Below are 13,826 nucleotides of genomic sequence, written 5' to 3' on the forward strand. Positions count from 1 at the left end.
GTCACACCTCGGGCCCTTCAGCCCTTCCCCACACGGCAGGGTCGTGATATTAGTCACTTCCCGCCGATCCTGGCGGTCGGCCGTCCTAGCATCGACGTCGTGGCAGACCGCAGAGAAGACCTGAGCACGCCGATCGACGTCGTCCTCGTCGGGGGCGGCATCATGAGCGCGACCCTCGGAACGATCCTCCGCCTCCTGGAGCCGTCGTGGACCATCCGCGTCTACGAACGCCTCGACGCCGTGGCCCAGGAGAGCTCGAACGCGTGGAACAACGCGGGCACGGGGCACGCCGCCCTCTGCGAGCTGAACTACACGCCCCAGCGCCCTGACGGCACGGTCGACATCACCAAGGCCGTCGCCATCAACGAGCAGTTCCAGGTCTCCCGTGAGCTGTGGCAGCACCTCGTCTCCGCCGACCTCCTCCCCGACCCCTCGGGGTTCATCAGCTCCACCCCGCACATGACGTTCGTGCGTGGCGCCGAGAACGTCGAGTTCCTCCGGCGGCGGCACGCGGCCATGGCCGCGCACCCGCTGTTCGCGGACCTCGAGTTCTCCGACGACCCCGACGTCATCGCCCGGTGGGCGCCCCTCCTGCTCGACGAGCGTGCCGACGGCCTGCCGGTCGCCGCGACGCGCGCGTCGGACGGCACGGACGTCGACTTCGGCGCGCTCACCCGCCACCTCACCGACTTCCTCACCGCGAACGGCGTCGACCTCCTCCTCGAGCACGAGGTCACCTCGATCTCCCGTCGCCGCGACGGCGGATGGCGCCTCAAGGTCGCCGACCGCAGCTGGAACGCCCGCGAGCGGCACTCGACCGTGGACGCGCGCTTCGTGTTCGTCGGCGCCGGCGGTGGCGCGCTCCCCCTCCTGCAGAAGTCCGGGATCCCGGAGATCAAGGGCTACGGCGGCTTCCCCATCAGCGGCGTGTTCCTGCGGACCACGAACCCCGAGATCGTCGCCCGCCACCACGCCAAGGTGTACGGCAAGGCCGACGTCGGCTCCCCGCCCATGTCGGTGCCGCACCTCGACACGCGCGTCGTCGACGGCGGGACGTCCCTGATGTTCGGCCCGTACGCGGGCTTCAGCACGAAGTTCCTCAAGAAGGGTTCGCTCCTCGACCTCTTCCGGTCCGTCCGCCCGTCGAACATCCTCACGATGCTCACCGTCGCCAAGGACAACTGGGACCTCACGGCGTACCTCATCCGAGAGGTCACCAAGTCGAGGTGGTCCAAGTTCCGTGCGCTGCGCGACTTCATGCCCACCGCGGACCCCAAGGACTGGGAGTTCATCACGGCGGGCCAGCGCGTCCAGGTGATGAAGACCAAGCCGGGCTCGCGCGGCGGCGTCCTCGAGTTCGGCACCGAGCTCGTCACGTCCGCCGACGGCTCCATCGCCGGCCTCCTCGGCGCCTCGCCCGGTGCGTCGACCGCCGTCCCCGCGATGGTCGACCTCCTCGAGCGCTGCTTCCCGGACCGCTTCCCCGCCTGGCACCGTGAGCTCGCGACCATGATGCCGAGCCTCGACAACGGCCAGTGGGACAGCGACGAGGAGCTCGCCCACCTGGCGGACGACGCCGAGGTCCAGCGCGCCGTCTGAGGCCCGCAGGTAGTGTGGCCGGATGGACATCAGGACCACCGCCAGACTCCCCCACGACCTCTCCGCGATCGGCCTCGGCTGCTGGCAGCTGGGCGCCGACTGGGGCGAGGTGAGCGAGGACGACGCGCGCGCCGTGCTCACCGCCGCGCTCGACTCGGGCGTCACGTTCCTCGACACCGCCGACGTCTACGGGGACGGCCGCAGCGAGCGCATCATCCGTTCCTTCCTCGACGAGCGTGGCAGGGACGGCGTCACCGTCGCCACGAAGATGGGCCGGCGTGCCGACCCCCACGTCCCCGAGGCGTACACGCTGGACGCGTTCCGCGCGTGGACCGACCGCTCCCGCGAGAACCTCGGGGTGGACACGCTCGACCTCGTGCAGCTCCACTGCCCGCCGACCCCGGTGTTCTCCGCCGACGCGACCTACGAGGCGCTCGACACCCTCGTCTCGGAAGGCCGGGTCGCCGCCTACGGCGTCTCCGTCGAGACGTGCGACGAGGCGCTCGCCGCGATCGCGCACCCCGGTGTCGCGAGCGTGCAGATCATCCTCAACGCGTTCCGTCGCAAGCCCCTCGAGCAGGTGCTCCCCGCGGCCGCCGAGGCGGGCGTCGCGATCATCGCGCGCGTGCCGCTCGCGAGCGGGCTCCTGTCGGGCAAGTACGACGAGTCGACGACGTTCGCCGCCGACGACCACCGGACGTACAACCGGTCGGGTGACGCGTTCGACGTCGGCGAGACCTTCGCGGGGGTCCCGTTCGAGGTGGGCGTGGCTGCGGCGCGCGAGGTCACGACGCTCGCCCCGGAGGGCGCCACGACGGCTCAGACGGCTCTGCGCTGGATCCTCGACCAGCCTGCGGTGACCACGGTGATCCCGGGGGCACGGAACCCGGAGCAGGCACGCGGCAACGCGTCGGCCGCCGGCCTCGCACCCCTCGACCCGGAGACGTCGCGCAGGCTCGAGGAGATCTACGACTCGTCGATCCGCCCGCACGTCCACGACCGCTGGTGACGGGGTGGGCGGCGCGGCCTCAGGCTGCGCCGCCCACCGACGCGAGGTGCCGTGACACGGACCTCGCCCAGTCCTTGATCTCGTCCCAGTCACGGTAGTCGCCCTCGGGCGCGCGGAGGGCGAGCGTCATCGCGCGCTCGGTGATCCGCAGGTCGTCCTTGACGAGCCTGCCGGCGAAGACGCGGTGCTCGATCGCGCCGGTCTGCTCGACCTGGTCGGTGACGTCGACGGTCGTCGGGTCGGGCTTCGCCGGGTCGCCGACGGGGCCGCTCGAGAACAACCACACGGGGCGGCCCTCGATGCGGCGGCTGAGGTCGGCGGTGAAGACCGTCGCGGACATGAGCCACCGCCCGTGGTAGACGGCGCTCCCGAGGAGGATGGCGTCGGCGTCGTCGAGATCGAGGATGCTCGCGGTCGGTGCGTCGTGCACGGTGACCTCGTGGGCGCCGGCCTCGAGCTCGTCGGCGACGACGTCCGCGATCTCCCGGGTGGACCCGTGCCTGCTGGCGACGACGATGCTGATCCTCATGCGGCCTCCTGACCTCGTCCTGCCAGCATCCTGCGGTCGGAGCGAGGCCACGAGGGACCTTGGACCCATACTCCTCCTGCTGGGAGAACCTGCGAGGATCGCGTGCATGCACCTCGCCTTCCTGCACACCTCGCACGAGCACGTCGCGTCCTTCGCGGCGCTGGCCGCCGAAGCGCCCGGCGTGACGAAGACGTCGGCCGTCGTCGACGTGGCGCTCCTCGGGACGGCCCGTGCGGGACGGGCCGACGAGGCGGCCCGGGGTGTCGCGGCCCACGTGGCGGATCTCGCCCGCGCGGGTGCGGACGTCGTGGTCTGCACCTGCTCGACGCTCGGCCCGGTCCTCGACGGTCTGACCGTGCCCGTGCCCGTGCCCGTCCCCGTGGTCCGTGTGGACCGCCCGATGGCCGAGGACGCGGTGCGGACGCCTGCTCGTGGGGTCGCGCCCGGCGGGCTCGACGTTCCTGGGACCACCCGTGTCCTCGTCGCGGTCACCCTCGAGTCGGCGGTGGGACCCGCGCTGGCGCTCCTCGAGAACGCCGCACGGGACGCCGGGCGCAGCGTCCGGATCGACGTCGTGCGGTGCGAGGCCGCGTGGGCGTCCTTCGAGGCCGGCGACGCCGCAGGCTACGCGGATGCCGTCGCGGTCGCGGTCCGGGAGGCCGCGGGAAGATCGAAGGACGAGCCGGTCGACGGCAGCGGGCCCAGCACCGGCGGGCCACTCGACGTCGTCGTGCTCGCCCAGGCGTCGATGGCTCCTGCCGCAGATCTCCTGCGGGACCTCGGCGTCCCGGTCCTGTCCTCGCCCAGGGCGGCCGTGCGCCGCGCCGCGGAGGTCGCCCTCCGGGGGCGGGACGCACCCGGGGTCAGCGGGTGAGCACGCCGCCGCTCTCGCGGAGGTAGCAGGCGGCGCACAACGACTCGTACCCCACCTCGACTCCGTCGATGGCCACCTGGGCGCCGTCGAACGTGAAGTCGCCGTCGACGGTCCTGGCGTTGAACACGGCCTTGCGGCCGCACCGGCAGATGGTCTTGAGCTCCTCGAGGGAGTGCGCGATCTCGAGGAGCCGGCGGCTGCCGGGGAACGCTGCGGTCTGGAAGTCGGTGCGGATCCCGTAGCAGATGACGGGGATCTTCTCGAGGGTGGCGATGCGCAGGAGGTCGTTGACCTGCTCGGCGGTGAGGAACTGCGACTCGTCGACGAGGAGGCAGCTCACGTCGAGGCCGGTGCGGGCCCGTGTGCGGGCCCGGTGGTCCGCGAAGAGGGCGACGACGTCGTCCTGCTCGCCGACGACGAAGTCCACCTGCCGGTCGACGCCGAGGCGCGAGAGGATGGCCCGGCCGGCCTTGGTGTCCACGCCGGGCTTGGCGAGGAGCACCTCGTGCCCGCGTTCCTCGTAGTTGTGGGCCGCCTGCAGGAGCGCGGTGCTCTTGCCGCTGTTCATCGCCCCGTACCGGAAATACAGCTTTGCCATGCACGCTCCTCCTGGTCGGCGCCTATCTCACCACACGGGCCGGGCCTCGCCGGCCGCTGTTCAGCGCAGCGCGATCCAGATGAGGAGCTGCGTCACGAGGAACCCGCTCACCATGTTGAGCCAGAGGAACCTGCGCCACCCGGCGTTCGCGTCCTCGCAGCGCGAGTCGGGCAGGGACCGGTAGGGGGCGACGTTCACGAGGTAGAGCACGGGGACGACGGCCGCGAGCGCCCCGGGCCATCCCGTGGTGAGCAGGAGTGCCGAGGAGAGGGCGTAGAGGACCATGGTGCCGCGCACGGTGGTCGTGGAGCCGAGGACGGTGGCGACGGAGCTGATGCCACCGGCACGGTCGGCGGCGACGTCCTGGACGGCACCGAAGGCCTGGGAGGCCATCCCCCAGAGGAAGAAGGCGCCGAGCGCCGTGAGGACGGCGGGCTGGACGGTGCTGGTGACGAGGAGGAGCCCGACGACGGCGGGGCTCACGAAGTGGGTGCTCGACGTCGCGGAGTCGAGGACGGGGCGTTCCTTGAAGCGCAGGCCGGGGGCCGAGTAGGCGACGACGGCGAGCACCGAGACGGTGAGGGCGACGGTCGACTGCCACGTGCCGACGGCGACGAGGTAGACGAGGAAGGGGACGTTGCTGAGGACGGCCGCCCACAGGGTGGTGCGGTGCAGGCTGGTGTCGAGGACGATGCCCTCGACTCCGCCCTTGCGGGGGTTGCGCAGGTCGGACTCGTAGTCGAAGACGTCGTTGATGCCGTACATGAGGAGGTTGTACGGGACGAGGAAGTAGAGGGTGCCGACGGCGAGGGTCCAGTCGAGCGCTCCCCCGGTCATGAGGTACGCGGCGGCGAAGGGGTAGGCCGTGTTGATCCAGCTGATGGGTCGCGACGAGGCGATCAGGCGGCCGACGACGGTGCCGGCGCCCTGGGGGCGGGCGTCCGCGTGGGGCGGGTGCGGGGCGGTCATCGCGAGTCCTCCGGTGGGGTGGTGCGGCGTGCGGCGTCCCACAGCGTGGGCAGGAGGAGCGCGGCGGCGACGGGCCACGCGAGGTCCTCGACGGGGGCGAGCCAGACGCGCAGGCCGGTCATGTGCTCGTCGGAGAACCGGAAGAGGTCGGCGGCGATCATCACGGAGTCGAAGACGACGGTGAGGATCACGAGGACGGCCATGACGATCCCGACGAGCAGCCACCACGGGCGGCCGTGCGGTCGCGGTGGGGGTCCGGTGCGTCGGGCGCGGAGGCGGACGCCGGCGACGACGGCCAGGACGACGACGAGGAACACGGCGTTGAGGAGGAGGTACGTCATGGTCGGGTCTCCCTCGCGGGCAGGAAGCGCTCGAGGAGCCCGTGCAGGACCATCGTGAGGTAGCACAGGAACGTGACGAAGAAGAGCTCCTCGATCGGGAGCTCGGGGAGGATCTCGATGCCGCTCATGCCAGGGCTGTCCCCTCGTTCGAAGACCCCGAGCCCGATGCCGGCGAGGTCCCAGAGGAGGAAGAGGACGATGCCGGCGCCGAGGACGGCGGCAGCACGGCGGGGCGCGTCCCAGAAGAACAGGCGCCACCGGTGGTCCATGAGCGCCATGCACCCGAGCGCCGCGAGCAGCGCGGCGAGGTACTCCCAGCCGGTCATGCGGGCTCCTCGAGGGGAGTGGTGGACCGGTCCCCACGGAGCCGCTTGACGACGAGCTCGGCGCTGATGAGGCACATGGGGAGCCCGATGCCGGGGATGGTGCTGCCGCCTGCGTAGAGGAGCCCGTCGACCTTGGCGGAGACGTTGCGGCCGCGGAGGAAGGCGCTCTGGCGCCACGTGTGGGCGGGGCCGAGGGCGCCGCCCGACCAGGAGTTGAGGTCGGCGGCGAAGTCGGCGGGGCCGACGGTGCGGCGCACGACGATCCGGTCGGCGAGGTCGGGGATCCCGGCCCAGCCGGCGATCTGGGCGATGGCGGCGTCGGCGATCCTCTCCACTGCCGGGTCGCCGTGCCCGTCGATGCCGCCGGACCCGATGGTGGTGTCGGCGGGGACGGGGACGAGCACGAAGAGGTTCTCGGACCCGTCGGGGGCGACGTCGGGGTCGGTGGCGGAGGGGCGGCACACGTAGGAGGAGGCCGGCGTGGGGACGCGCGGGGGGCTACCGAAGATGTCGTCGAAGTTCGTCGCCCAGTCCTCCGTGAAGAAGAGGGTGTGGTGCAGCAGGGAGGGCAGCTCCCCGCTCACCCCGAGGTAGACGAGGACGGCGCCAGGGCCGGAGACCTTCCGGTCCCACCACGTCTGGGGGTAGGTCTGGAGCTCTCGGGGCAGGAGCGTGGTCTCGGTGTGGTGGAGGTCGGCGGCGGAGACCACGACGTCGGCGTCGAGGGTGTGGACCTCACCGCCGCTGGTGAAGGTGACGCCCTCCACACGGGCTCGGCGGCGGCGGCCCCCGGACGCACCGGCGGTGCGCACCGCGGTGACGGTGGCACCGGTGCGGATACGCACCCCCTGCTGGCGGGCGACCCGCTCGACGGCCGCGATGACGGCGGTGAACCCGCCCTGGGGGTAGAGGACGCCGTCGGCGAGGTCGAGGTGGCTCATGAGGTGGTACATGCTCGGGGCGCGGTCGGGCGACGAGCCGAGGAAGACGGCGGGGTAACCCATGACCTGCCGCAGGCGGGGATCGCGGAAGTGCCCGGCGACGAACGACTGGAGGGGGCGGGCGAGGAGCGACAGGAGACGCCCCGCGCGGGTGACGACGTCGCGCCGCACGAGGGTCGTCATGGACTGGAACGTCGTGTAGAGGAACCGGTCCTTGGCGATGTCGTAGGTCTCCCGGGCGGAGTCGAGGTAGGCGCGCAGCCGCTCCCCCGCGCCTTCCTCGAGCTCCTCGAAGCGGGCGACCGTCGTGTCGAGGTCGCCGCTGACGTCGAAGGGGACGTCCTGGTCCTCGAAGTACACGCGGTAGGCGGGGTCGAGGCGCACGAGGTCGAGCTGCTCGCGGGCGCTGGTGCCCATGAGCCGGAAGAAGTGCTCGAACACGTCGGGCATGAGGTACCACGAGGGGCCGGTGTCGAAGCGGAAGCCGCCGCTCTCCCAGGAACCCGCACGTCCCCCGAGCACGTCGCGCTGCTCGAGGACCTCGACGTCGTACCCGTCACGGGCGAGGAGCGCTGCGGTGGCGAGCCCCGCGATGCCGCCACCGACGACCACGGCGCGCCTCACGAGCGTACTCCGGAGGTGGCGAGGGCCGACGCGAGGATGCGCGCCTTCACGGCACCGGGCACCCGCACGCGGGTGCGGAGGAGCTCGCGGGCCGGGGTGCTTCGCAGGCGTTCGGTGAGCTCGCCGAAGAGGCCGTGGGCCGCGCGGACAGCGGCCCGGCTGTTGGCCGGGAGCGACGGGATGACGGCGGCCGCGGCGGCGAGATCGGCGTCGATCTCGGCGAGGAGCGCGTCCCGGTGGGTGTCGTCGAGGTCGTCGAGGTCGACGCCGGGCAGGTACACCCGGCCGAGCTCGTCGTGGTCGGCGGCGATGTCGCGGAGGAAGTTGATCTTCTGGAACGCGGCCCCGAGGCGGCGGGCCCCGTCGGCGAGGTCGTCGTAGTCGTCACGACCAGCGGACCCGAGGAACACGCGCAGGCACATGAGGCCCACGACCTCGGCGGACCCGTGGACGTACGTCTCGAGGCTGCTCGGGGTGTGCTCGCGGACGGTGAGGTCGGCGCGCATCGACGCGAAGAACGGGTCGACGAGGTCGTCACCGATCCCGAACCGGCGGGCGGTGAGCGCGAAGGCGTGGACGACGAGGTTGGTGCTGTACCCGGTCCGGCGTGCGGTGCGGGTCTCCTCCTCGAGGTCGTCGAGGAGCCGTGCACTGCGCTCGGGGTCGACGGAGCTGTACGGCCCGTCGACGATCTCGTCGGCGAGCCGCACGAGGGCGTACACGTCGCGGACGTGGGCGCGGACGGGCCTGTGGAGCATGCGGCAGGCCCACCCGAACGACGTCGAGTACCCGCGGATCACCGCCGAGGCGGCGTCCTGGGCGACAGCGTCGTAGAGGTCCTGGTCGCTCACGCGACCCTCCGGACGAACGCCTCGGTCATCGAGTCGAACCACGTGTCGAACCCTTCTGGGAGGTCAGGGCCGCGCGCGAGGTCGCGTGCGGCACGGAGGTAGTCGTCGGCGAGGTCCTCGACGAACGCCCGGGACCCGGAGGTCTCGAGCGCACGACGGACGTCCTCGACGTCGGCCTCGGTGAGCTCGGGGTCGCCGAGCACGGGCTGGAGCACGGCCCACGCGGCGGTGGTGCGGGCGTGGGTGACGAGGGGCGTGTGCTTGCCCTCGCGGAGGTCGGTGAGGACGCTCTTGCCCGTGTCGGCACTGGCGCCGAACACCCCCTGGACGTCGTCGAGCAGCTGGAAGGCGATGCCGACCTTCCGTCCGAAGCGACCCAGGTGCTCGAGGACGTGGGGTCCGGCGCCCGCGAGGACGGCCCCTGCCTGCAGGGGCAGCTCGAAGGAGTAGACGGCGGTCTTGAGGGCTTCCATGGTGATGACGGCGGCAAGGTCCACGGGGGTCTCCCCCAGGCTGTACCGGACGTCGGCGAGCTCGCCTGCGGCGGTCGCGAAGAGCGCATGGTCCACGAGGTCGAGGAGCGTCTGTCGGGCGTGCGGCGCGGCGTCGCTGGTGGCGACGAGACGGACCGCCGCCCCGAGCGCGAGGTCCCCGGCGAGGATGCCCGCGGCGGCGCCGAGGGCGTCCGCGCGGCCGACGGCCGAACCTGCGGCGAGGGCGCTGTCGGTGAAGCGGCCGTTGACGGTGGGGCGGCCCCGGCGCGTGTCGTCGTGGTCGATGACGTCGTCGTGGAGGACGAAGGCGGCGTGGAGGAGCTCGACGGCGGCGCCGACGGTGGCAGCGAGGGGGTGGTCGTCCCCGCCGAGGAGGCGGTAGGTGCCCATGAGGAGCTCGGGGCGGAGCTGCTTGCCCCCGAGGGTGGTCTCCCGGATGGCGGTCCAGAGGTCGTGGTAGTCCCGGCCGTAGGGGGTGGCGCGCTCGACCTGCTCGTCGAGGTAGGCGGTGAGGACGTCGCGGGGGGTCACGCGCGCGGAGTCCACGACGTGCAGCGAGGGAGTCCCGCTCCTGGGACCCGAGGCCTCTGGACCGCCTCCTGGGTCCTGGCTCCCAGGTTCGGGGGACGTCTCGGCACTCACACGGACGCCGCGGCGGGGATGTCGACCTCGGCCAGGTCGGTGAGCTGGGCGACCATCCAGGCGCTGAAGGCCCACGGCGCGGCGGAGACCGCTCGCCCGAGGTCCTCCATGCGGGCCCACCGGGTCTCGGCGACCTCGTCGGGGTTGGGCGCGAGGTCGTCCTCGGTGGTGGCGAAGAAGACGGGGCAGTACTCGTTCTCGACGACTCCGGAGGCGTCGACGGCGTGGTAGCGGAAGTCCGGCAGGACGAGGTCGATCCCGGTGACGGTGACCCCGAGCTCGTGGGCGGCGTGGCGCTCGACGGCCTCGGTCATGGTCTCGTGGCTGCGGGGGTGCCCGCAGAAGGAGTTGGTCCACACACCGGGGAACGTCCGCTTGGTCAGGGCCCTACGGGTGAGGAGGACCTGCCCGTCGGGTCGCAGAAGGTAGCAGGAGAAGGCGAGGTGGAGCGGCGTGGTCCGGCTGTGGACGGTGGCGCGCGGTGCGGTCCCGGTGCGGTTCCCGTCCTCGTCGAGGAGGACGACGTGGTCCTGCGCCTGGTCTGGATCCGTCATCGCTGCGTACCTCCGGTGCGTGAACCGACCGGCTGACCGACCCGATTCGCTAGCCTCTCTAGTTGCTAGACAAGGTAACATATTGGCGTGGAGACCAACGAGGGCACCGGGGACGAGCACGGCTACTGGTACGACAACACTGCCGCGACCACCGCCATCCTGCACGCCCTGCGCCGCTTCCGGCGCGCCGACCAGGAGATGCGGCGGCGGATGAGCGCGGACATGGACATGAACGTCAGCGACATGCAGGCGCTCCAGCACGTCATCGCCGCCGAGGCCCAGGGCGAGCCCGCGACGCCGCGGGACCTCTCCGCGCTGCTCGGCATCTCCAGCGCCTCCACCACCAAGCTCCTCGACCGGCTCTCCGCGTCGGGCCATCTCGAGCGCCACCCCCACCCCACCGACCGTCGGGCGCTCGTCCTGCGGTCGACGCCCCACGCGCACTCGCAGATCCGCGCACGGATGCAACGGATGCACTCGGGCATGGAGCAGGCCGCGGCCGCGGTCCCGCCCGAGAGCCGAGCGGCCGTCGTCGCGCTCCTCGACGCGATGGCGTCCGCCATGGCGGGGGCCGACGCGGGCGAAGGGTCGGACGGCACCCGCCCGCAGAGCCCTCGCGGATGAAGTTACGCACCGGTAACACAAGATGTGTTGACGTTGTGAGAAACCGACATTTAGTGTCCTTCTCACGACGCGCCGTCGCCGTCGCAGGGGGCTGAGAAAACGACGGGCGTCGATGCCTGCCGTGCCATTCCCCCTGCCTCGCGGAGGCCGTCACCCGTGACGTACTCCCGAGAGGCAGAACAACGCATGCACTCTTCATTCCTCGCACGCACCTGCTCGGTCGTGGCAGCGAGCGCGCTCGTCGCCACGTCCTGGGTGCTCGCCCCGTCGGCCACCGCCGACGACCCCGACCCCGCCGCAGCCCCGGCGACCGCCCCGCCGGTCGACGCCGCGACCACGGACCGCATCATCGTGAAGTACCGGTCGCAGCCGCTGGGCGCCACGGCCGGCGCCGCCACGCAGGACGACCGCGAGACCGTCATCGAGACGCCCCTCGGACCCGACGCCGACGTCGAGTTCGTGCGGGACACGAGCCTGGGCTCCCAGGTGTGGGCCCTCGGCGAGGAGCTCCCCGTCGCGGAGGTCGAGGCCCTCGTCGCCGAGATCGCCGCTGCCGACCCGACGGTCGAGTACGCAGAGCCGGACCGCCTCATGCACCCCCTCGCGGCCGCTCCGAACGACCCGCGGTGGAACGACCTGTGGGCGCTGCGCACGAGCTCGGTCGGGATCAACGTCCTCGGGGCGTGGGACCTCACCCGGGGCGCCGGCGTGAACGTGGCCGTCATCGACACCGGCTACCGGCCGCACGCCGACCTCGCCGCGAACATCGTCGGCGGCTTCGACATGATCGCGGACTCCCGGATGTCGAACGACGGGAACGGTCGCGACTCGGACGCCCGGGACCCGGGTGACTCGTGCGAGGGGCGGGGCTCGAGCTGGCACGGCACCCACGTGGCGGGCACGATCAGCGCGGTCGCGGACAACGGCACGGGGCTCGCGGGAGTGGCGCCCGCATCGAAGGTGGTCCCGGTGCGCGTGCTGGGCACGTGCGGCGGGTACACGTCGGACATCGCCGACGGCATGGTGTGGGCGTCGGGGGGCAGCGTGGCGGGGGTCCCTGCCAACCCGAACCCGGCGCGGGTCCTCAACCTCTCCCTCGGCGGGAGCGGCGCGTGCGACACGACGAGCCAGCGGGCCATCAACGCAGCGCGCTCCAACGGGTCGGTCGTGGTGGTCGCGGCGGGGAACTCGAGCACCAACGTCTCCGGGTCCAACCCGGCGAACTGCTCCGGGGTGGTCGCGGTCGCGTCCTACGGGCCGACGGGCTCGAGGGCGTACTACTCGAACTACGGGTCGCTCATCGACCTGGCCGCGCCGGGTGGCGACACGAGCAGCGGGTCCGCCGGGGGCATCCTGTCCACGGTGAACACGGGCACCACGGCGCCGGCCGCGGACTCGTACGCCTACTACCAGGGGACGTCCATGGCGGCCCCGCACGTCGCGGCGGTCGCAGCCCTCATGCTGTCGGTGAACCCGGCGCTCACCCCGGACCAGGTGGAGAGCATGCTGCGCTCCACGGCACGTCCGTTCGTCGCGAGCTGCGGCAGCTGTGGCTCGGGGATGCTCGACGCGAACGCGGCGGTGCGCGCCGCCGCTGGCACGGGGAACCCCGGTCCGACGCCGGAGCCCCCGGCGGGCACGGTCGAGGTGGAGCCGAACGACACGCTCGCGTCGGCGAACCGTGTCGCCGCCCCGGGGACGTGGACGGGGTCGATGGGGTCGCGCTCCGACACGGACTTCTTCTCGATGAGCGTCCCCGCGGGCAGGACGGTGTCCGCGTCGCTCACGCCGGGGGCGTCGTCCGACTACGACCTCTACCTGTACGACGGTGCGGGCCGTCAGGTCGCGCGCAGCACGCTGGGCACGGGTCGGGTCGACTCGGTCTCGGTGCGCAACTCCGGCGGGTCCACGGCGACGTACACGGCACGGGTCGTGTACTACAGCGGCGGGACGGGCGCGTCGGCGGGGGCCTACAGCCTGCAGCTCGGCTGGTGACCAGCGATGACTGAGGGACGCTGATCCCGGCAGTCCCGCGATGCCCGGCACGACCACCGCCCGGGGGCGCCGTCACGGCGCCCTCGGGCGGTGCCACGCCCGGCGGCGGCGCGGGTCAGACGACGGTGTGGGTCAGACGGGCCCGACGAGCAGGAGGATCACGACGAGCAGGACAGCCGCGAGCGGGATCTGCCACACGAGGAAGGACAGGACGGTGTTGAAGAGTCGTGGTGCGGGCGGAGGGCCGCCGCTGCCGGCGGTCGCACGCTCGGGCGCCGCGCGCCGGGCGCGGCGCTGACGCACCGAGTGCTGGAGCGCCTCGAGGAGCGGCCCGAGGAGCGTCACGGCACCGACGATGGCGAGCGGTGGCCACGCGACGGACAGGTGGACGGACGGCAGGAGGTGGAGCGCTCCCACCACGAGGGCGCACACAGCGAGGAAGACGCCGGTGACGGAGGGCCACGGCGCCGCGACGACGAATCCGAGCAGCGCCTCTCCGCGCCAGGCGAGGAGGACGGCCACGAGGAGCACGACGGCGGCGATGACGATGCCCGGGGTGCCGAGCACGACGTCGCCGTCGCGCTGCCACGCGAGGCACGACCCGAGGACGAGGAAGAGGCCGAGGACCTGGAGCAGGGCCGGGGTCACTGAGTGCAGGATCTCGCCCTGAGCAGGGGGGACGTCCGTCGGCCCCGTCGCTCGGGCCGTGCTCGCCCGGTCGGTCATGGCTCGAGGGTAGCCCCCACCCGGGGGTGGTCTGTCCGGTTCTGCCCGGGGCCGTGCGCAGACCGCGCTTCTCGCGACAGATTTTCGCTCAGGGCGAAAAACACGCGCTGGCACTCGCGGGGGTCGAGTG

15 protein-coding genes are annotated in these 13,826 nt (G+C 72.4%); 5 read left to right on the forward strand and 10 right to left on the reverse strand.

The annotated features are described in order from the left end of the window. The first annotated feature begins 69 nt into the window (after positions 1–69). Complete coding sequence (locus JAV76_RS05150) at positions 70–1,599, forward strand: malate:quinone oxidoreductase (RefSeq protein ID WP_198733068.1); 1,530 nt, start codon at positions 70–72, stop codon at positions 1,597–1,599. Positions 1,600–1,621: 22 nt separating this feature from the next. After that, positions 1,622–2,608: an aldo/keto reductase gene (locus tag JAV76_RS05155; RefSeq protein ID WP_198732950.1), complete on the forward strand. Its 987-nt coding sequence runs from the start codon at positions 1,622–1,624 to the stop codon at positions 2,606–2,608. Between the two features lie 19 nt (positions 2,609–2,627). Here JAV76_RS05155 and JAV76_RS05160 read toward each other — a convergent pair whose 3' ends face one another. Then, positions 2,628–3,137 (reverse strand): flavodoxin domain-containing protein, encoded by a 510-nt coding sequence (locus tag JAV76_RS05160; RefSeq protein ID WP_198732951.1) that lies wholly within the window; start codon positions 3,135–3,137, stop codon positions 2,628–2,630. A gap of 106 nt (positions 3,138–3,243) precedes the next feature. On the opposite strand from JAV76_RS05160, the gene JAV76_RS05165 reads away from it, so the two are divergent. After that, positions 3,244–4,011 carry a hypothetical protein gene (locus JAV76_RS05165; protein ID WP_198732952.1) on the forward strand — a complete coding sequence of 256 codons (768 nt, stop codon included), beginning with the start codon at positions 3,244–3,246 and terminating at the stop codon, positions 4,009–4,011. On the opposite strand, the gene JAV76_RS05170 is transcribed toward JAV76_RS05165, so the two are convergent. The 8 genes from JAV76_RS05170 to idi all read right to left on the reverse strand — a co-directional run bounded on the left by JAV76_RS05170 (position 4,001) and on the right by idi (position 10,351). Continuing rightward, positions 4,001–4,609: a thymidine kinase gene (locus tag JAV76_RS05170; protein WP_198732953.1), complete on the reverse strand. Its 609-nt coding sequence runs from the start codon at positions 4,607–4,609 to the stop codon at positions 4,001–4,003. The two genes, JAV76_RS05165 and JAV76_RS05170, sit on opposite strands and share 11 nt — an antisense overlap. Positions 4,610–4,669: 60 nt before the next feature. Next, a complete protein-coding gene (locus JAV76_RS05175; protein ID WP_198732954.1) occupies positions 4,670–5,578 on the reverse strand; it encodes a prenyltransferase in 909 nt (302 codons plus the stop codon). Continuing rightward, entirely contained in the window at positions 5,575–5,919 is a 345-nt protein-coding gene (locus tag JAV76_RS05180) for a lycopene cyclase domain-containing protein (RefSeq protein WP_198732955.1), read from the reverse strand. Before JAV76_RS05180 ends, JAV76_RS05175 begins: the two co-directional genes overlap by 4 nt. After that, positions 5,916–6,245, reverse strand: a complete 330-nt coding sequence (locus JAV76_RS05185; RefSeq protein WP_198732956.1) for a lycopene cyclase domain-containing protein — start codon at positions 6,243–6,245, stop codon at positions 5,916–5,918. Before JAV76_RS05185 ends, JAV76_RS05180 begins: the two co-directional genes overlap by 4 nt. Continuing rightward, positions 6,242–7,810: a phytoene desaturase family protein gene (gene crtI / locus JAV76_RS05190; RefSeq protein ID WP_198732957.1), complete on the reverse strand. Its 1,569-nt coding sequence runs from the start codon at positions 7,808–7,810 to the stop codon at positions 6,242–6,244. The genes JAV76_RS05185 and crtI overlap by 4 nt, the downstream gene beginning before the upstream one ends. Continuing rightward, positions 7,807–8,661, reverse strand: a complete 855-nt coding sequence (locus tag JAV76_RS05195) for a phytoene/squalene synthase family protein (protein WP_198732958.1) — start codon at positions 8,659–8,661, stop codon at positions 7,807–7,809. Before JAV76_RS05195 ends, crtI begins: the two co-directional genes overlap by 4 nt. Next, positions 8,658–9,686 carry a polyprenyl synthetase family protein gene (locus JAV76_RS05200; protein ID WP_307844002.1) on the reverse strand — a complete coding sequence of 343 codons (1,029 nt, stop codon included), beginning with the start codon at positions 9,684–9,686 and terminating at the stop codon, positions 8,658–8,660. Before JAV76_RS05200 ends, JAV76_RS05195 begins: the two co-directional genes overlap by 4 nt. A 107-nt stretch (positions 9,687–9,793) precedes the next feature. Further along, positions 9,794–10,351 (reverse strand): isopentenyl-diphosphate Delta-isomerase, encoded by a 558-nt coding sequence (idi, locus tag JAV76_RS05205; RefSeq protein WP_198732959.1) that lies wholly within the window; start codon positions 10,349–10,351, stop codon positions 9,794–9,796. 87 nt (positions 10,352–10,438) lie between these two features. Between idi and JAV76_RS05210 the strand changes: the two genes are divergently transcribed. Together JAV76_RS05210 and JAV76_RS05215 are read left to right on the forward strand one after the other, a co-directional pair. Beyond that, positions 10,439–10,975, forward strand: a complete 537-nt coding sequence (locus JAV76_RS05210) for a MarR family winged helix-turn-helix transcriptional regulator (protein ID WP_307844003.1) — start codon at positions 10,439–10,441, stop codon at positions 10,973–10,975. Positions 10,976–11,161: 186 nt separating this feature from the next. Further along, the gene (locus JAV76_RS05215; RefSeq protein ID WP_198732960.1) at positions 11,162–12,970 is read left to right on the forward strand and encodes a S8 family peptidase; all 1,809 of its coding nucleotides are present in this window, start codon (positions 11,162–11,164) and stop codon (positions 12,968–12,970) included. A gap of 132 nt (positions 12,971–13,102) precedes the next feature. Here the strand turns inward: JAV76_RS05215 and JAV76_RS05220 are convergent, their stop codons facing one another. After that, a complete protein-coding gene (locus JAV76_RS05220; RefSeq protein ID WP_198732961.1) occupies positions 13,103–13,696 on the reverse strand; it encodes a hypothetical protein in 594 nt (197 codons plus the stop codon). Positions 13,697–13,826: the final 130 nt, after the last annotated feature.

The sequence above is a fragment of the Sanguibacter suaedae genome, assembly GCF_016342785.1.
Taxonomy (GTDB): domain Bacteria; phylum Actinomycetota; class Actinomycetes; order Actinomycetales; family Cellulomonadaceae; genus Sanguibacter; species Sanguibacter suaedae.

Excerpts from the sequence above, each read along its gene's own strand:
- JAV76_RS05155 (WP_198732950.1), top strand. The coding sequence starts at position 1,622 with ATGGACATCAGGACCACCGCCAGACTCCCCCACGACCTCTCCGCGATC.
- JAV76_RS05160 (WP_198732951.1), bottom strand. The coding sequence starts at position 3,137 with ATGAGGATCAGCATCGTCGTCGCCAGCAGGCACGGGTCCACCCGGGAG.
- JAV76_RS05165 (WP_198732952.1), top strand. The coding sequence starts at position 3,244 with ATGCACCTCGCCTTCCTGCACACCTCGCACGAGCACGTCGCGTCCTTC.
- JAV76_RS05170 (WP_198732953.1), bottom strand. The coding sequence starts at position 4,609 with ATGGCAAAGCTGTATTTCCGGTACGGGGCGATGAACAGCGGCAAGAGC.
- JAV76_RS05175 (WP_198732954.1), bottom strand. The coding sequence starts at position 5,578 with ATGACCGCCCCGCACCCGCCCCACGCGGACGCCCGCCCCCAGGGCGCC.
- JAV76_RS05180 (WP_198732955.1), bottom strand. The coding sequence starts at position 5,919 with ATGACGTACCTCCTCCTCAACGCCGTGTTCCTCGTCGTCGTCCTGGCC.
- JAV76_RS05185 (WP_198732956.1), bottom strand. The coding sequence starts at position 6,245 with ATGACCGGCTGGGAGTACCTCGCCGCGCTGCTCGCGGCGCTCGGGTGC.
- idi (WP_198732959.1), bottom strand. The coding sequence starts at position 10,351 with ATGACGGATCCAGACCAGGCGCAGGACCACGTCGTCCTCCTCGACGAG.
- JAV76_RS05215 (WP_198732960.1), top strand. The coding sequence starts at position 11,162 with ATGCACTCTTCATTCCTCGCACGCACCTGCTCGGTCGTGGCAGCGAGC.
- JAV76_RS05220 (WP_198732961.1), bottom strand. The coding sequence starts at position 13,696 with ATGACCGACCGGGCGAGCACGGCCCGAGCGACGGGGCCGACGGACGTC.